20 protein-coding genes and 1 riboswitch are annotated in these 18352 nt (G+C 45.0%); of the genes, 13 read left to right on the top strand and 7 right to left on the bottom strand.

All coding sequences use genetic code 11. From position 1 onward, the window contains the following. Window positions 1-136: 136 nt before the first annotated feature. Window positions 137-772: a flavin prenyltransferase UbiX gene (locus tag J3U67_RS07415; RefSeq protein ID WP_267391270.1), complete on the top strand. Its 636-nt coding sequence runs from the start codon at window positions 137-139 to the stop codon at window positions 770-772. Window positions 773-971: 199 nt separating this feature from the next. Beyond that, a complete protein-coding gene (locus J3U67_RS07420; RefSeq protein ID WP_267391271.1) occupies window positions 972-1547 on the top strand; it encodes a hypothetical protein in 576 nt (191 codons plus the stop codon). Window positions 1548-1556: 9 nt separating this feature from the next. On the opposite strand, the gene J3U67_RS07425 is transcribed toward J3U67_RS07420, so the two are convergent. Continuing rightward, entirely contained in the window at window positions 1557-1949 is a 393-nt protein-coding gene (locus J3U67_RS07425) for an Lrp/AsnC family transcriptional regulator (protein ID WP_180295864.1), read from the bottom strand. 105 nt (window positions 1950-2054) lie between these two features. Between J3U67_RS07425 and J3U67_RS07430 the strand changes: the two genes are divergently transcribed. After that, the gene (locus tag J3U67_RS07430; protein WP_267404581.1) at window positions 2055-2612 is read left to right on the top strand and encodes a cysteine hydrolase family protein; all 558 of its coding nucleotides are present in this window, start codon (window positions 2055-2057) and stop codon (window positions 2610-2612) included. A 329-nt stretch (window positions 2613-2941) separates the two neighbouring features. Here J3U67_RS07430 and J3U67_RS07435 read toward each other — a convergent pair whose 3' ends face one another. Then, window positions 2942-3871, bottom strand: coding sequence for a peptidoglycan DD-metalloendopeptidase family protein (locus tag J3U67_RS07435; RefSeq protein ID WP_100139770.1), 930 nt, complete (start codon window positions 3869-3871; stop codon window positions 2942-2944). Window positions 3872-4015: 144 nt separating this feature from the next. After that, on the bottom strand, window positions 4016-4900 hold the full coding sequence (rsmI, locus tag J3U67_RS07440) for a 16S rRNA (cytidine(1402)-2'-O)-methyltransferase (protein WP_267391274.1): 885 nt from the start codon (window positions 4898-4900) through the stop codon (window positions 4016-4018). A 239-nt stretch (window positions 4901-5139) separates the two neighbouring features. On the opposite strand from rsmI, the gene J3U67_RS07445 reads away from it, so the two are divergent. From J3U67_RS07445 to J3U67_RS07455, 3 genes are all read left to right on the top strand, one after another. Further along, complete coding sequence (locus J3U67_RS07445; protein WP_267391275.1) at window positions 5140-5727, top strand: D-sedoheptulose-7-phosphate isomerase; 588 nt, start codon at window positions 5140-5142, stop codon at window positions 5725-5727. A gap of 31 nt (window positions 5728-5758) precedes the next feature. Continuing rightward, window positions 5759-6385, top strand: a complete 627-nt coding sequence (locus J3U67_RS07450) for a BON domain-containing protein (RefSeq protein WP_267391276.1) — start codon at window positions 5759-5761, stop codon at window positions 6383-6385. A gap of 143 nt (window positions 6386-6528) precedes the next feature. Continuing rightward, window positions 6529-7053 (top strand): hypothetical protein, encoded by a 525-nt coding sequence (locus tag J3U67_RS07455; RefSeq protein ID WP_267391277.1) that lies wholly within the window; start codon window positions 6529-6531, stop codon window positions 7051-7053. A gap of 260 nt (window positions 7054-7313) precedes the next feature. On the opposite strand, the gene J3U67_RS07460 is transcribed toward J3U67_RS07455, so the two are convergent. Together J3U67_RS07460 and J3U67_RS07465 are read right to left on the bottom strand one after the other, a co-directional pair. Then, window positions 7314-7532: a hypothetical protein gene (locus J3U67_RS07460; RefSeq protein WP_100139765.1), complete on the bottom strand. Its 219-nt coding sequence runs from the start codon at window positions 7530-7532 to the stop codon at window positions 7314-7316. Then, window positions 7532-8050, bottom strand: a complete 519-nt coding sequence (locus J3U67_RS07465; protein ID WP_367577800.1) for a C40 family peptidase — start codon at window positions 8048-8050, stop codon at window positions 7532-7534. The genes J3U67_RS07460 and J3U67_RS07465 overlap by 1 nt, the downstream gene beginning before the upstream one ends. Before the next feature lie 94 nt (window positions 8051-8144). Here J3U67_RS07465 and J3U67_RS07470 point away from each other — a divergent pair, with 94 nt between their 5' ends. The 6 genes from J3U67_RS07470 to J3U67_RS07495 all read left to right on the top strand — a co-directional run bounded on the left by J3U67_RS07470 (window position 8145) and on the right by J3U67_RS07495 (window position 13931). After that, a complete protein-coding gene (locus tag J3U67_RS07470; protein WP_267391278.1) occupies window positions 8145-9809 on the top strand; it encodes an ABC1 kinase family protein in 1665 nt (554 codons plus the stop codon). A 115-nt stretch (window positions 9810-9924) separates the two neighbouring features. Then, window positions 9925-9970: riboswitch (PreQ1 riboswitch) on the top strand. Window positions 9971-10056: 86 nt separating this feature from the next. Continuing rightward, a complete protein-coding gene (gene queD, locus J3U67_RS07475; RefSeq protein WP_267391279.1) occupies window positions 10057-10479 on the top strand; it encodes a 6-carboxytetrahydropterin synthase QueD in 423 nt (140 codons plus the stop codon). 2 nt (window positions 10480-10481) lie between these two features. Next, window positions 10482-11096 carry a 7-carboxy-7-deazaguanine synthase QueE gene (locus J3U67_RS07480; RefSeq protein WP_267404584.1) on the top strand — a complete coding sequence of 205 codons (615 nt, stop codon included), beginning with the start codon at window positions 10482-10484 and terminating at the stop codon, window positions 11094-11096. Window positions 11097-11306: 210 nt separating this feature from the next. Beyond that, window positions 11307-11999 carry a Bax inhibitor-1 family protein gene (locus J3U67_RS07485; RefSeq protein ID WP_267391281.1) on the top strand — a complete coding sequence of 231 codons (693 nt, stop codon included), beginning with the start codon at window positions 11307-11309 and terminating at the stop codon, window positions 11997-11999. Window positions 12000-12146: 147 nt separating this feature from the next. Continuing rightward, window positions 12147-13253: a class I SAM-dependent methyltransferase gene (locus J3U67_RS07490; RefSeq protein ID WP_267404587.1), complete on the top strand. Its 1107-nt coding sequence runs from the start codon at window positions 12147-12149 to the stop codon at window positions 13251-13253. 333 nt (window positions 13254-13586) lie between these two features. After that, the gene (locus tag J3U67_RS07495) at window positions 13587-13931 is read left to right on the top strand and encodes a DMT family protein (RefSeq protein WP_100139759.1); all 345 of its coding nucleotides are present in this window, start codon (window positions 13587-13589) and stop codon (window positions 13929-13931) included. A 46-nt stretch (window positions 13932-13977) separates the two neighbouring features. On the opposite strand, the gene dcd is transcribed toward J3U67_RS07495, so the two are convergent. Together dcd and J3U67_RS07505 are read right to left on the bottom strand one after the other, a co-directional pair. After that, a complete protein-coding gene (dcd, locus tag J3U67_RS07500) occupies window positions 13978-14544 on the bottom strand; it encodes a dCTP deaminase (RefSeq protein WP_100139758.1) in 567 nt (188 codons plus the stop codon). Window positions 14545-14633: 89 nt separating this feature from the next. After that, window positions 14634-15536, bottom strand: a complete 903-nt coding sequence (locus J3U67_RS07505; protein ID WP_267391284.1) for a recombination-associated protein RdgC — start codon at window positions 15534-15536, stop codon at window positions 14634-14636. Window positions 15537-15947: 411 nt separating this feature from the next. Between J3U67_RS07505 and J3U67_RS07510 the strand changes: the two genes are divergently transcribed. Beyond that, complete coding sequence (locus J3U67_RS07510) at window positions 15948-18350, top strand: TerB N-terminal domain-containing protein (RefSeq protein WP_267391286.1); 2403 nt, start codon at window positions 15948-15950, stop codon at window positions 18348-18350. Window positions 18351-18352: the final 2 nt, after the last annotated feature.

Consider the following 18352-nt stretch of genomic DNA (forward strand, 5'->3'; position numbering starts at 1 on the left):
TATTAACTTCATGGGCATAACATAATGATTAATTGATTAATCTTTGCCAATGCATAAAACACCTGCATAACAAATGTAATATCGAAAGCAAAGTGGCTATAATAACAGCCATATCTTGCCACACACCAGTCTTATCATGATTTTTTCAGCAGCCCGATCCATAAAAACCGTCACCCTCGCCTTAACCGGCGCTTCAGGCATGCCTTATGCCAAAAGACTACTGGGGTGCCTTTTGCAAGCAAATATCAAAGTCTGGTTATTGTACTCACAAGCTGCACAGATAGTGGCACAGCAGGAAATCAATTGGCATCTACCTACCAACGCCAAGCAATGTACCGCAGCTTTATGTAGTGAATTCGGGGTCGACCCATCTCAACTCACCGCATTTGGCCGTGATGAATGGTTTGCTCCACCCGCCTCCGGTTCTAATCCCGCAGATGCCATGATCATCTGTCCGGCAAGCATGGGCTGTGTTGCCGCCATTGCTGCCGGTACCTCAGATCATTTGCTCGAACGCGCAGCCGATGTTTGCATCAAAGAACAGCGACCACTGATTATCGTACCGCGAGAAACCCCGCTTTCAGCCATTCATCTGGAAAATATGCTTAAACTCGCACGTCTAGGCGTCTGTATCCTACCACCGGTATCGGCTTTCTATCAGCATCCGCAAAGCGTAGCAGATATGGTAGATTTTGTAGTAGCACGAATTCTGGATCAGTTGCAGATTCCGCACCGGCTGATAGCGCGTTGGGGCGAAGAAAATAATTATTGACACCACTCATTGAATGTTTTACTGTATAAAAATGAAAACTAAACACACTTTCTCTTTTGCTTATTATTGGTACCACACCTCGGTGCGGTGCCTTTTTGCGTTTATTTAAAAAAACATAAGCAAAAACAAAGTGAACCGCCCGGCCAATCCGAGGCGGTTTTTTTATACCATAAACGCCTCGTACACTAAGGCAATAACAATGAATCAACAACTATTGGAGAATAAAATGCCGGTATTACCGCAGAAACGAATGCAGCACACTGAAGCACCTGTACCACAACTTCAGCGCTGGTATATGATTGTAGATGGCAATCAGCACCGAAGCGACCTGTTACAGCTTCAGCCACAATTTCAAAGCCCGTATATGCTTAGTGAAGCACTGATTCCACAACTGCGGATGGTAGCCATGTTAATAGCCGCACAGCGGCTCAGTTCTGATCAACCTACACCAGACATTATCAGTGAAGAAGCAGACTGGTTTGCTGCCCGTATCCTGGTAATGGGCGTGCGCATTTTTCACTTGGATATCACCTTAATCCCCATGCTGAAAACGGCCAATAGCCGCGCCCGTATGTTTGCACAAAAGCACAACCTTCCCTTTACTCAGGCACAAATGCGTATGAGTTTGCATGCCGGCCGGCCGCAACAGATGTTGATTATCGAAACAGAAGCACAATGTGAAGAAGATAAAGGACTGCTACAAAACAGCATCGATTTTGCCCGTATGCATTGTCTGAGCGAAAACAGCATACTGGCTGCCTGCCACCAGATTTAAAACCTGCACTCATTTAATTCTGCGTAGATTGTGACTAACTTTATATCGGGCATACAACGCCACCTGCTGCAAAAACTGCTCCAGTTCTGCAGCAGCAAAACGAGTATGGATAAAATAACAGCCGTCCCCTGTAATTTTGTGCAGAGCCTCTACCGCAGCAAAGCGACTGACCATATTTTCAAATTCCTCAAACCGGCTGCCGTTCATATAAATCGTAATAAACTGTTCTGACTCATAATATTCTGACACCGTGAACCGCTCAATCACGCCTCTATCAAGCAGGCTCTGTACCCTTAGCCCCACTGCCTGACCACTCAGAAATACTTTTTCCCCAACTTCTTTCCATGACATCCGGCTATTGATTTTCAACAAATCCACAATTGCCCGGTCTTTTTTATCCATATTTTCATCCTGAAAATAAATCCTGCCTACTGCTTTCATATACCCGTTCAGTATTGCATGCTAATTACAGATAATAGAAGCCTCACAACAAACATGAAAACATATATGAAACAAGCACTCCTTATCATCGATGTGCAAAATGATTATTTCCCCCAAGGAAAAATGGCATTGCATCAGCCACAAATGGCATTGGAAAATATACTCAGATTGCGCCAACAGTTTCGCCGGCTGCAGCTACCAATATTCTATATTCAACATATCAATATTCGTAATAATGCAACTTTTTTCCTGCCGGATAGCCATGGAGTAGAGCTTCATCCACAGCTACTGCCCATCGCCACCCAGACAGAATGGATTATCCGCAAAAATTTCCCCAATAGCTTTGTACAAACCGATCTACTAACGCAGCTACAAAAACAGGCAGTAGAACAATTAGTTATCTGCGGAATGATGACCCATATGTGCATAGATTCCACTACCCGCCAGGCAGCAGAACTTAATTTTCAACCTATTCTAATTGCCGACGGCTGTGCCACACGTGATCTCGAACTGAATGGCGAGACTATACCGGCAAAAAATGTACAGCATAGCTATATCGCGGCTTTAAGTTTTTTTGCTGACATCCAGTTCGCCAGCCAGTTCTTAAATCCATCCAATGCCTAAATCATTTCTGTTGCTTTTTATCAGCCATCACAAATAAAAAGAAAGAACTGCCCGTCTGTTTGACACATAATTGTCAGACAACAAGGCAGTTATCAGCCTTCAACCTATTGTTTTTATATTAAAACTGTCAATATATATTGTGATTATTCTGAAATTTTAAAAACAAATATACCGGTACTGTAATATACACAAATAGCCACGGATACCATTAGTTATTCGCAAAAAAGTAGATGTAAAATTTCAAATTAACAAAGATAAAAAAGCATCTGTTTACCAAATTCAGAAAACAGATGCTCTTCAGTGCCAATCTGCTGATTGGACTTAACTGCTTACATTGGGATATAGCGGCTCGGGTCCTGCGGCTGACCATTCTCACGTAATTCAAAATGCAGCTGGGTACGCTTAGCATCGGTGCTACCCATCGTGGCAATCTGCTGACCACGTTTCACCTGCTGGCCTTCTTTCACCATAATACTCTGGTTATTGCCATAAGCAGTCAGATAGGTTTGATTATGCTGCACAATAATCAGATTACCATAGCCGCGCAAACCATTACCGGCATACACCACCTTACCGGAAGCGGCGGCCATAATTGGCTGGCCAGCATTGCCACCGTAATCGATTCCCTTACTGCTGCCGCCGAAGCTTTGCAGAATATTACCGGCAGTCGGACGCTGCCATTCAATACCGCTTACACTGCGCACACCACCAGTGCTTACGGTTTTACTTGTTGAGACAGTAGTAGAGCTAGATGGTGTAGTCGTCGTGGTCGTACTTGTGGTCGTTGTCACATTCGCTGTGCTTACCGGCGTCGTTACCGTAGTGGTGGTATTTTTGCTTCCGGCCGGTGCAACATACCCAGCCGGCTTCACCCGCAGCACCTGCCCCAGACGAATATTATTATCAGCCAGATTATTCCAGGCACGTAAATTATCCTGCGTAATCTGATAACGTTTTGAAATATTGTATACCGTGTCACCGCGCTGTACCGTATGCGTAGCAGCATTGATATCAACTGGTGAATAATTGCCTACATAACCTGTGGCTGTGGCGCCAGCATTGGGCGTATAAGCCGGAGGCGTGTCTGTCGGTGGTGTATACGGCGGGGCACCATAAGGATTGTCGGCAGTGGTAGCAGCAGTACCGGCGTTACTGCTGCCCGTTTCTGTCGGTGCTGCCGGTTGTTTGAAAATAGTACAGGCACCTAATGCCAGCACCAGCAAACACCAGCTGGAACGAATTACGTTTTTTTTCAACATAACGGTTTACCTTAAATCATTGCAATGTTCAGGGGGTGCCAGCGCGATAGCGGCGGCAACAGCCAATTCAGACATTATCATAAACAATGCCCAGCATTGTGTAAAATAGCATCAAGGTTAAACTATTTTAACATGTCCTAATAATTATGTATTATTCAGGCTGTTTTTCTCAGCAATTGCCCAGTCATACAGTGCTTTTTTACTCTCACCACTGATTTCCGCAGCCAAAGCGGCGGCTTGCTTGGTAGGCAGTTCCTGCACCAAAATCTGCATCACACGGATTGCCTCAGCAGACAAATCAGCCTGCTTTTCAACTTCGGCCGGATGCAGCACCAATACCATCTCGCCACGTTTCTGATTAGCATCCGTCTGTAAAACCGTCTGGATATGCGCCACCGTACCCGTTATATAAGTTTCATGAGTTTTACTAATTTCTCGCGCCAAAAGCATACTACGCAGAGGATACAACACAGCCATCTGTGCCAGCGTATCCATAATCCGGTGCGGAGTTTCAAACATCACCACCGGACAAACTGCTTTTTGCCACTCCTTTAAACGCTGCTGACGTTCGCCACTTTTGGGCGGCAGAAAACCTGCAAAATAAAAATCAGATTCCGTCACTCCAGCCACGCTTAAAGCAGCCATCACCGCACTGGGACCAGTCACAGGTGATACCGTAAATCCAGCTTCTCGCACCCGCGTAACTAAACGGGCACCGGGGTCACAAATCGCCGGTGTACCGGCATCCGAAACCTGTGCCACAACTTCTCCTGCTGCCAGTGCATCAATCACCCGCTGCGCCATACTTTGCTCATTCTGCTCACGCACACTAATCAGCCTGCCCGAAATACCATAAGCCCGCAGCAATTGCTGAGTTACCCGCGTATCTTCGGCACAAATCAAATCAGCTCGCGACAACACAGCCAGAGCATGAAAGCTCAGATCAGCCAGATTACCAATTGGAGTAGCCACTACATAAAGGGTTTGCGGTACAATGCTGGCAACAGCTTTCTGGTAATGGACTTGCATTTATCAATCCGTAATCTGGTTAAGTGATCATTTAAGTGTCAAGGCAGAATACCGGCAGCACTCAGCCTTAAATGAATACTATACCACGATGTCACATTGCATTCGTATTCAAGCACCAACCGGAAATACCTTACCACCACCAGAAATACTATTTAACCGAACAACGGGCACATTATCCGGCTGCCTTATCGGCTCAAAACACAAAGCGCAAATTCATATTAATTGACACATAAACTTATATGACAGAACCCATTTCCGCCCATCAACACTTTGTCGATAGCGCCCAGCTACTAAACGAATGCGCTGATTTATTGGCAGAACCCATTGCCGAAGTGGCTCAGGGCATTCTCATGGCTCTGATGAGCGATGGCAAACTGCTGATAGCCGGCAATGGCGCCTATGCTTCTCTGGCCAACACACTGGCCGCTTATATGGTTACCCGCCTGCAACAGGATCGCATGGCTCTGGCTGCCTTATCTCTCTGTACCAATCCTTCCGTAATCAGCACGCTGACAGATAGCGAACCCAAAGATGTCTTTGCTAAACAGATTCATGCGCTCGGCAAACAGCACGATATGCTATGCGTACTCTCAGCCGATGGCCAGAGCCTAAATCTCGTCAGTGCAATCAAAACTGCCCATGAGCGCGATATGCGTGTACTGGCCATTACCGGCGGCAGTGGTGGCGAAGTAGCCGCCTTGCTACACGATGATGACCTGTGGCTAAACGTCCCTGGAGACCATCCCCTGCGCGTACTTGAAGCACATCAGGTTACCATTCATGCCCTGTGCGCACAGATTGACCAATTATTGCTCGGTGGTTTATAAACAGCATCAATACAAATTACAGGTGTATCTCATGAAAAAATACTTGTCTGCCCTGGCATTGGGGCTGTGTCTGACCACCACCCTCACCGGATGTCCGGCTGTTCTGGTAGGCGGAGCTGCCGTTGGCACCCTGTCTGTCACCGATCGGCGCACTACCGGCGCTCAGACCGATGACAAAATAATGGAAGTACGCATTCACGATGGCGCCATTTCCTATCTCAACAGCCAAGCACAGGAAAGCAAATTCCAGCCAACCTTATCCGTTATCAGCTACAATCGGCAAATCCTGCTACTCGGACTAGTAGCCAACGAAAATGACAAAAATCTTGTGGAACGCGTAGCCCGTGCTCAGCCTGCTGCACAGAAAGTTTACAACTACATAGACATCGCCAGTCAGAACCGTAAATTGAGCCATGTGACGGACGACACATGGATTACATCAAAAGTCCGTTCCAACCTGCTCAATACCAAAGGCGTTTCACCAAATCACGTCAAGGTTGTTACCTTTAACGGTGTTACCTACGTCATGGGTATTCTGACACCAGCAGAACAGCAGGCTGTCACCGCAGCCATCAGCACCACCTCTGGCGTGCAAAAAGTGGTTACCCTATATCAGACCTTTGAAAACACCCCCACTACCACAGCAGCCAGTTCCTGATAAGCGCCCAGCTGCTGCAATCAAATGCTCACAAACGGCCGGTTGCAGCAACTAAAAAGTAAAGTATCTGATTAGCGTAAACACAATTTTGCGTATAATAACTGCCTTACACCCGACGATATCCCTTAAAGGATTACCACATCATGAGCACAAAACCCACCGCACCCGAAAGCAAAAACAAAAAAAACGCGGTTAAAGCTGGCCTAAGCACCTTCACTAAAATCCTTCTCAGCCTGTTTCTGATTCTGGCTATTTTTGTTGTCTGGTTTGTTTTTCACGCTTGGCAGGTGCTGAACAATGCACCAGATACAGCCGGCTATGCCTCACAGGCTAGTTTTGAAATTCTTACACCCAATGGTGCTCCCGGAAACAACAATACCACGCAATCACCGGTATTTATTCCCAATGCTACTGTCACCACTGCTTCTGACAGTGATAACAATGACAGCGCCTCAGCTCCGCAGACTCCGGCCACACCTATAAAAAATAGCACTAAGCCAAAAGCCAATGCGGACAACGAAGAATTACAGCCACTGGTACCCACCAATGCACCTGCTGCTACCAACAGAGACAACAATCCGGAAACTCCAGCCGCACCAGCTCCTGCACCTAAACCCAAATCATCCAACAACAGTGCCAATGGCAAACCATTAGACAACCTGTTCTGATAACAATCCGGTATAAACAACAATGCCCGTCCTTAAGACGGGCATTGTTGTTTGTCAGCTTACATTGAAAACATGCAATCCAGACACCTGCCTGAGCAGCTACTGCAAAATATCGGCAAGAGCATACATATGTAATGATACATTACATCGCCCATTACCATGTAATTACCGCACACTGAAGCTGCACAAAACACGCCGCTACAACGGAATAAATCGTAATCCTGTATTTAGCTGCCAGCAAAGTTCAGATACAGCTAAACTTATTTCTGATAGGGATTATCCAATGTAGCCATCAATTCAGCCAGATAAGCACGCAGCTGCTTTTCCTGACAACCCATCAGCAATCCATCTTCAAAGGCTTCCTGTGCCAGCTCATAGATTTCTTGCATATTCTGCTGCATTACTTTAATTTTTTCCGTGCAAGAGACCACATTACCGGCATCATCCACCCATCTGGGCATCGGAGGTAAAGGTTTCATCAATGTTTCACCCTGCGCGCCGTGACAAAAGCTTTAGACCAGTACCCCTGCTCAATACTGGTAATTTCGATATTCTTGCCCGTACGAGGCGCGTGAATCATTCTACCATTACCAATATACATACCCACGTGCGAAATCCCACCACCGCCGGGGCTGAAAAAAACCAGATCACCCGGTTGCAGTGCAGCACGGCTTACCACTTCACCAACCGTAGCCATCTGGCGCGAGCTACGCGGCAGCGTCACCCCCATACTGCGGCGGAAAATATATTGCATAAATCCACTGCAATCCAGCCCACTGGTAGGTGAATTACCACCAAAGTGATAGGCTACTCCAAGCAACCCCATCGCATTCATAATCAGGTCACTGGCATCATCACCCGTACGCACGGCTGGTGCTGCTGTTCTGTCACGAATCAGACGCTCCAGTGCAGCATTATCCAGTCCCTCGTCAGGCGCCGCCATCACCGGCGGCACCAAAATGAAACCGGCGCATAGGCATACAGTTGCCGTTTTCATTAATTTTTTTATCCACTTCATGCCAACATTATTCCATCTGTTCATCAAACAATTCTGCTATCCTGTAAGCAGACTTTGTTCGGGACATAATCATATGTTTTCACCCAGCTCATCCCGCATTAGCGACTGGACCCGTATGCGTGAAATTCTTACCATTTTGGCCAAACACGGTCTGGGTGAATTTCTTGTTCGTATCAAACTGCCGATACGCCGGTACAAACATACCGACCCATCGGCTCAGCAGGGCTATCTCAGTACACCGCGGCGCGTGCGCCTTGCCTTTGAAGAGCTGGGACCCACATTCATCAAACTCGGACAAATACTCGCCACCCGTACAGATGTTTTCGGAGAAGAATGGACGGAGGAATTTGCTCAACTCCAAAACAATACCCATCCTCTTCCCATCATAGAAATCAAAAACATCATTCAGGCTCAGCTCAACCAGCCACTGGAAAGCATCTTCAGCCACATATCAGCTCAGCCCATCGGCAGCGCATCCATCGCACAGGTTCACCGAGCCACACTCAGCAGCGGCGAGCAGGTCGCCATCAAAGTGAAACGACCGGGAATAGAATCCACCGTAGCAGCCGATCTGCGTATTCTTAACCACATAGCTCAGCTACTGGAATCAGAAATACCTGAATCCAGACGCTACTATCCGGTACAAATGGTGCAATACTTTGCCCGCTCACTTGAAAAAGAAACAGATCTCACTGCTGAACGTCGCAATATGCAACATTTTGCCCGTCTTTACAACCACCAACAGCAAATCCATATACCGCAAACTTATGCGGCGTATTCTAACCGTCAAATACTGGTACAAGAATATATTGACGATACTTTACTTAAAAATCTTGCTCTCAGCAGCTGGAGCAAAGAACAGCGACGCAAGCTTGCTGCAGCACTGGTTGATATTTTACTCGACATGATATTACAGCACGGCCTGTTTCATGCAGACCCCCACCCCGGTAACATCTTAGTGCGAAACGATGGCCGTATCACCCTAATAGACTTTGGCCTTATCGGCCGCCTAAGCCAGCAGCGCCATCAGGAAATCATCTCCCTTATTCAAGCTCTGCTGGAACGCGACCAGTTTGCTTTACAATATATTCTCTCCAACTGGGCACAGGGCGAACCACTTAACGAAAATCAGCTCGGCAGCGACGTATTCGAAATGCTGCTCAACTATGAACAGCTCAGCAGCGGCGATATCAGCATTAGCCAGATTATCAATGATATCACCTACATCATCCGCGAACACGGCCTCACATTGCCGGCCGACCTAGTAATTTTATTCAAATGCTTAATTACGCTTGATGGCGTCATCAAACAGATAGACGGTGATTTCGAACTTCTTAGCCATGCCCAGAACTCCATTCACAACGTATTACGCCAGCGTTTCAACACCCGCACATTCTGGCGTCACAGCAAAATGCAGCTGCACCTACTCTCACAACTCATAAACAGCCTGCCTCAAAACCTGTTGCAACTAAATAAGCGCATTCAGCATGGCCAACTTCCCGTCAGCATCAATATTCAGCATATCGACAAATTCAACAATCAGCTAGACAAAGTAGCCAACCGGCTAACCATGGGGATCGTTACCGCGGCACTGATTATCGGTTCTTCCATCGTAATGAACATCAACGCCGGTCCAAAAATCTTCGGCTTGTCTTTTTTCGGCCTGATTGGCTATCTGCTCGCATTCAGTAACAGCCTGTGGGTCATCTGGTCTATATGGCGCTCAGGCCGGCACTGACACCCATCTCACCCCAAAGTTACCCTTGTTAAACCCCACCCGTTTCCATTAAAATATATATTCATATAGAAGCAAAGCATCATCAATCTGCATATAGTGTTATTAACAACAGAATAACCACGTGGTTCGCAATCCATCCCACGCAAAAAAACTAGGAGCGTCAATTCACATGTCTCAGCTGAATCCAGCCATATTTTCTGCTCATTACGGTTTTAGTCTTTCAAACAGCCGCTGAAGCAGAAGCAATATGTACAAAATCGCCAAAGAATTCCAATTCGATGCCTGTCATATGCTAGATGGACATAAAGGCAAATGTCATAATCTCCATGGCCACACCTACCGGCTGATAGTCGAAATCAGTGACCAGCTCCGGCCACACGGCTCCAGCAAAGAAATGGTAATGGACTTTGCCGACATTAAAACCATCATCAACCAAAGCATCATCAGCCAGCTTGATCACGCCTACCTGTATGACGCCAGCAATAGCAACGAATGCAAAATAGCCGCCCTGCTACAACAGATGCAACGCAAAGTATTCGCCTTTCCCTGCCGCACCACTGCCGAAGGCATGAGCCGCTTCATCTTCAATCAGCTCTGCGACAAACTACCCGTATCCAAAATCACCCTGTGGGAAACGCCCACATCCTATTGCGAGTATCAGCAAAACTAGACATGACTCAATTCAACATTGTCGAAATTTTCAAATCACTACAAGGCGAAGGCTACAACACTGGCATGCCCGCCATTTTCATCCGTCTGGCAGCCTGCAATCTCAGATGCCCATGGTGCGATACCGACTACATGCACTATCAAAGCATGTCTTTGCAACAAATCCTCAACACCGTCCAACAGTATCAAAGCAAAAACATTATCATCACCGGCGGTGAACCCACCATCAACAAAAAACTACCCCTGCTCTTACAGCAGCTCAAACAATTAGGCTATTACCTTGCCATAGAAAGCAACGGACTAGGAAAGATAGACCCTCAAATAGACTACATCTCACTAAGTCCCAAATTTCACTACCGCCAGCACTATCCGTTTCCAGCTCAGAATCAGGCTGATGAAGTACGCATCGTAGTAGAAGACCATCCCGAATTTCTAGCATTCTGCCTAAAAATCGAACAACACATACAGGCCAGACATTACTTCCTCTCACCCTGCGAACAAAACGGTCGCTTCAACATGCTTACCACTTTGCAAGCATTAGGTCAGCTCAACCAACATCGTCACGACAATAAATGGCTGCTCAGCTTGCAGTCACACAAACTGGCCGATATAGCTTAAATCTTCAACGTATTTTTTATCAAATATCCCAAAAAACATTGAAATTCAGCAAACCAACACAATATCATAAACAAGATAATTTACTTCAAAATTAAAAAATTCAACTTTACTACTTACAATGCAACCACATTGTGCATATATGCCAACAATTGTTACAATATAATCAACCTGAGAAATTATTTACCCACAAAATCACGGAGAATTACACACATGCAACCACGCAACAGCTATGATTTCACTCAGCTTGGACAAGCTAGTGAAAACCCACAAACCGTAGTGCTGCGCAAAGCCTATGCTCTACTTGGTCTCTCATTCCTGCCTTGCGCAGCTGGTGCTTACGCTGGAACATATGTCAATTTCTATGCATTGTTTAGCAATTCTTGGCTATCTGTCGTCGCCTTTTTCATCTTTGCCTACGGCCTCATGTTCGCCATAGAAAAAAACCGTTACAACAACTTGGGTATTGGTTTACTGATGGTATTCACCTTCGGCTTCGGATTTTTCCTTAGCCCCATATTACAATTTGCTCTAGCCTCTAGTATCGGCGGACAAATCGTTGGCATGGCTGCCCTGATGACCGCGGGGGTATTTTTCACTATGGCCACCATAGCACACCGTTCTAAATCAAGCATGAATGGCATTGCCCAGTTTCTGACTGTAGGTGCAGTCGTTCTTATCATCGGCATGATTGTCAACATGTTTATGAACATACCTGCACTTGGATTAACCATAGCAGCTGGTTTTGTTATCTTCAGCTCACTTATTATCATGTGGCAAATCCGTGCCGTCATTGCCGGCGGTGAAGATAGCCCCACCAGCGCAGCCCTAACCCTGTTTATTTCCATTTACAACATTTTTACCAGCCTAATCCAAATTTTGTTGGCCGTAATGGACAATCGCTGATATCACCAACATAACATGAAAAACTGCCTGAATCCCATATCGATTCAGGCAGTTTTGTTTTACCCAGCAAAGCAAAGTTTAAACCTCTCAGAACACACCATTTAACCTAGCATTTTCTTATAATAGACTTTTAAGCACAGAATCAACATGAACCAAACCATACATTGGACAGAACATGGTCAGAGCATGCAAGCCATGTGGGGCGGTGACAGCCGCCATCCGGCACCCACCCAAATTCAGACAATCAGCCAAATCAGTGCAGAACAAGCTTTGCAGCAGATGCGCCAGAATATCGCACTGCTTTGGCGGGGTGATTATCACCAAGGCAAACAGCTACTGGCAGCAATCAAAAAACGTGTACATAGCAAAGCACGCATGCACAACGATTTTCACAAACACCGCCTGCAACAGGCACAACACAGCCGCCTGTTTCAGCAGCTACTTATAGAAATTCAACCAGACGGACAAATATCCAATAATCGTGCACCTAACGTTGCAGGCGCAATCACCGATGTATATGGCAGTCCCAACCACACCAACTTACTTCTCCCCCTTCATTTGCTACTCGGCTACATTGGCGCACATGAATGGCATAAAACAGGCGTCAGCATACCCGCACTCAACGGGCAGAAAATCTATGTTCCCTATGGCGTTTTTTCACCTGTACGTGGTGAATATTTACAACTAGTAGCCGAAGCACACCTGCCTGAGCCCTGCCACAGCGCATGGGATATCGGTACCGGCAGTGGTGTTCTGGCTGCCATACTGGCACAGCGCGGTATAGCTCATATAACTGCCACCGATAACAACCCACGCGCCATAGCATGCGCACAAGCCAACATTCAACGCCTCGGATTAACTGGACAGATTCACATCCAAAACACCAGCCTATTTCCAGATGGCCGCGCCGACCTCATTATTTGCAACCCGCCATGGCTACCTGCCAAAGCAAGCAGCGATATTGAAACTGCCCTTTACGACCCGGCACACCAAATGCTGCAATCCTTTCTCAGTCAGGCACTCAACCACTTGAATTCGAATGGACAGGTATGGCTGATCATGTCCGATATTGCCGAACATCTGGGTTTACGACCTACAGAAGCCTTACCGCAGTGGATACAATCAGCCGGCTTAAAAGTGATACAAAAAACCGATATTCAACCAACACACCCAAAAGCTCACCAGCACCATCTTCCACTAGCCAATGCACGCAACCGCGAAATTACTTCCCTATGGCAGTTATCAGCACAATAACACTGTAACTAAAACGAGAAACAAATTTAACTCAATAGCATAAATTTTAGTGTTTTTAATTTCTCGATTTTAATCTATTTTTATAAACCGCTTTATTTATACCAATCTCTTAGCAAAAACCCAGTTGCACATTAAATCAGAATAAAACCTATTCCGATAACTCAGCAATTGGGTAGCTGCTACTTTTTTACTCAGCAACAGAAAGTTACTAATCCATTATTCCAATCGAGATTACTCTGAGTGAAATTGCTATTCTTTTCTGCAAATCAGCTAAATTCATATTATATTACAGTCAATGTCTTAAATCGTTTTGGATGATCCACCTACACTACTATGCATTATTTAATCGTTATCGGTCTGCTGACTGCTTCCAATCTAGTGATGACAACCGCATGGTACTGGCACATTAAGCCAAGCAATAACATTTTTCCGCTGTGGCAAATTATTCTTATCAGCTGGGGTATTGCACTGTTTGAATATTGTCTAGCAGTGCCCGCGAATCATCTTGGCGCACAATGGGGTATTAAACCTTTTCAGCTAAAGATTATCCAAGAGGTTGTTACACTAGTAGTATTTACACTGTTTGCAATACTGTATTTAAAAGATGAATTCCGCCTAAATTACCTGATCAGTTTTGCATTCATTCTTGGCGCAGTTTATTTTGCTTTTAAACGATAATTTAATAAAAAAGGACGCATCTGCGTCCTTTTTTTAAATTCGCCTATCAGGCCTTCGGCAAAGTCACGCCGGTTTGTCCCATATATTTGCCGGCACGGTCTTTATAAGAAGTAGCGCACTCTTCGTCACTTTCAAAAAACAACACTTGCGCTACACCTTCGTTGGCATAAATTTTAGCTGGCAGAGGCGTGGTATTGGAAAACTCCAGAGTGACATAGCCTTCCCACTCCGGTTCAAACGGCGTAACGTTGACGATGATGCCACAACGCGCATAAGTGGATTTACCCAGACACACAGTGAGCACATTGCGCGGAATACGGAAGTATTCCACTGTACGAGCCAGCGCAAATGAATTGGGCGGAATAATGCAGAAATCATCCTCAACGGTAACAAAATTGCGCGTATCAAAATTTTTCGGGTCAACAATGGTGCTGTTAATGTTGGTAAAAATCTTGAATTCACGGGCACAGCGGATATCGTAGCCATAGCTTGAAGTGCCATAGGATATGATTTTTTCACCGTTTACCTGTTTAATCTGGTTCGGTTCAAATGGTTCAATCATGCCATGCTCTTCGCTCATGCGGCAGATCCACTTGTCTGATTTAATACTCATGACGATACCCTTGATAAATTTAGCGCATTATACCGAAGCCTTTGCTGCTGTTGCAGGCCTATTGCGGCAATTTACGCCTGCATATACATTTAATCGGCCATCCAGCCACCAAGATGATGAACCAGCTCAGCCAGCAGATCGCCCAAAGCTTCAGCCATCAGAATTTGTGAAGCAAAAGTTATGCTCTGTATATCATCACCCTGACCAGCTGCTTCTTCTTGAATCACGTCCAGAAACTGGATGCGCTTCAGAGTAAAATCCTGTGTGAGCACAAAGCGCACTCTATCCTGCCAGCTTAGCCCCAGCTGAGTAACGACTTTACCGTTTTTCACCAGATTAACCACTTCTTCGGCAGTCAAATCCTGATGGCTGATGCGCACCACCGGTGCAGCATCACCCAGACCTTTCAGTTCACAATCACTATCGAGCTCAAAATGGCCGGCTGCAGCACCATTCAGCAGCCACTCTGTCATCAGACTGCCCGGCGATTGCTGGGTTCGCGGTAGCCTAGCTTCCAAACCGCCCAATGCATCACGCAATTTGGTAAGCAGCATTTCTGCGCGATTGGTGTTGGCCTGATTAATCAGCAGCAGACCACGCTGCGTATCAATTAACGCTTCTGTTTTGCTGCTTTTGGTAAAGGCACGCGGCAGTAAATCATCTGTGATGGTTTCTTTTAGTTCCATCTTTTCCTTGCGGCCAACATTACGCCCTTCTGCTTCCCGGATTTCACTGATTTTTTCTTCCAAAATATCGCGTACCACTGCAGCCGGTAATACTTTTTCTTCTTTTTTTAATGCTATACGCAAGGTGTTCTGTGCCGGAAACACCATTTCCGGGCTAAATGATACTGGGCTGGCAAATCCGATGCTATCCCAGTCCAGCCCCATACATGGCTTGAATTCAGCTTGAGCGAGTTTGTCTGCCAAAGTTTCCAGAGCCGGTAAATTCTCTTTATTAAGCGGGTAAATAGTTAATTGCTTAAACCACATGCGTTATGTCTTTCACATTCAACTGAGAAAGAGGAGATTATACGGCAGCTTGCACCACAGCGTCCTGAAGCTGGACGCTGATAAGGTAATTAATTTTTAAGGTGTGAACCAGAGCAAAGCGATGCAAATATCAGTCAATAATGTTCGAATATTATTCTGTAGCGCTTCAATTATTAATTTACATTTTTCATGTTTAATTAAAGTTTTGTGTAGATGCAACACTTACTTCCTAAACCATTTTTTTTCCAAATTATAAGAACAATAAACTTGGCGAAGGCATAAATCATGTCGTACTATCAAAAGCATATTTTCTATAAATTTGTCTTTTATGGTTAATTTTATCTGGGTGGTATGGTTGCGGTGATGTAATTTTTTAACCTTTGAATTATAAAGTGGGATGGCGTTTTAAAAATGGCATTTTTAGCTTGTATCGTTGTCGTTATCAGTTTGATTGTGCTTCTATCCAATATAAATAACTCCACGCCCCCAGTATCTCGACCACGTAAACCTCATTCAGATAAGCGTTCTGCTGCCAGAAAATCTTCGGCTGCTAACAAATGTGCTATGCAGACAGAAGAAAGTAATCAGCCGGTACAACAGTCCAGTCAGACTGATGCCAGTGCCGTGATTGAAGAATTACTGACCCAGATTAAAGGTCATAAAAACACCGTTACTCCAGACAGAGATGATGAGCTTACTACTTTTGTTATCAGCTCGGGCAAAGACAAATCGCGAACCACTACCGCTGGTGCAAAAAAAGGCCGGTGGCTAGGAGCATTAGAATCGGTTTCTATTCATAATAGGAAATTATCTAAAGGCTTTATTTTCTATGGACAAAGCCTGAAAGGACTGGATGGTTACAGTTCGGAAGATTGTCTGATCGACCCTAATCTGCCGGCTTTTCTGCCCAGCAACCTGGATAACTGCAAAGAAATTTATTCCGATGCTTCATTGTGCTATTGGCCTAGTTATTCGGGGCTGTCTCAGCAATGCCGAGGAGTTTATCTCGACTGGCTGGCATCAGAACGGACACATCCAAACATGCCAATCGGTTATATATTTCTTTATTTTTTCGGTCTGGAAAGACGTATTCTGGCTTGTAAAAATGCTATTCAATCCATTGATAATCAGGAATATCTCGATATTTTTCATGAAATAGTGCGCTTACGCCGAATTTACAACGGCAATCACTCTTTTAATAATTATTCAGGTAATTTACTAGCCCTGATGATTTATTTGCGGCCTGCTGTCACTAATCACCTGAAAAATGAATTATTTCATTTTTCCAATGAATTATTTTTCAAGTTGATTCTGGCGGTAACGGTAAAAAATGAGAAACCAATAAAAGCCAGTCTGGCTCTGGACTGGGTACGCTATTCCGACGATTATTATTTCAGAACAGCTGCGCGACGCTGTAAAGAAGAATTTCAGCAGCTATTTTATGCCAAATTTAAGGAATATTTTGCCGATGGAATGTTGGTTTGCCCTAATAAAACCAGTTTAAAAATCGAATATCGCGCTGCAAATCGCTCCAGTGGCCTGCATCAATGGAATAATACTGATCTACCTGACCCCAGTATTCTAAAAAAACCCTTAAAAGACTTAATCGCCATTGCAGAACATTGCACCGAACTACTTGGTGAATTCAGCCGCTATTTAGCCAAAGAAAATTCTTCCCGTGACGATTTTGCTGCTTTAATGCTTCTGCCGGATGAATTACTGAATGCTTCTGGTTTCCCTGTACTGAATCAGTTCAAGCAATGGGTAGATACGGTTCTGAACAAGCATAATGGTGTAACCTCCGTACAGGACTTCTGGAAAAATATTCATACCGATTTAAACAAAGCAATCAATAAAAAAGAAAATGAGCTGATGCAGCGGGTAGCAAACAGATTCAAACTAGTGCTTGTGCCAGACAGCCGTGTTCAGCAGATTAAAATCAAACCTGACGGACTAATTGTATTGTATCGGGCACACAATGGTACTGGTTTTCAGCCAAGTAATGAGTTCCGAAATACCGAGCTGCTGCTAAGGCTGGGGGTGCTTGTAGCCAATATTGATGGGGTGGTTCATGCTAAAGAAAAAGAACTTCTCGCACGTTTTATTGATTCGAATGAATCTTTGCAAGATGCAGAAAAACAGTATCTACATGCTTTTCTACTGTGGTGCCTAAATAATACTTATGGAATGCAGGGTTTAAAAGATAAAATCGAGAAACTTGATTCAAACCAGAAAAAAATAATTAGTAACTTGCTAATTTCCATTGCAATAGCTGATGGCGTAATTGAAAACAAGGAAATCAGACAGCTTGAGAAACTTTATACTGCTTTGGGTCTGGACAAATCCACAGTAGCTAGCGATATCCATAATCTATCAGTATCCACTGCTCCGCCTGTAGCCACTCAGCCAACAACAATTTCGAAACAGACCAAACCTGCAGTTGAATCGGAAAATACCCTTTTAGACACAGCTGTGCTCAGACTACATGAAAGCCAGACGAGCGATGTGCAGTCGTTACTGGGCTCTATTTTTAGCTCTGACAATGAAGACGATGAACCCCAGCCTCCTCCACCCGTGCCTCAAAACCAGCATATGCTTGATAATGCTCACCAACAATTGTTCGATAAATTGATTACGCAGGAACATTGGTCACGTAATGAATATATTGGACTGTGTAAAGAGCTTGATTTATTGCCGGACGGAGCCATCGAAACCATCAATGACTGGGCATACGAACGCGTAGAAGCCCCTTTGATTGGGGAAGATGATGATATTTATATTGATTTTGAAATAGTCGCTGAACTACAAGGATAAAA

The organism is Snodgrassella sp. B3837 (genome assembly GCF_026535955.1).
Taxonomy (GTDB): domain Bacteria; phylum Pseudomonadota; class Gammaproteobacteria; order Burkholderiales; family Neisseriaceae; genus Snodgrassella; species Snodgrassella alvi_E.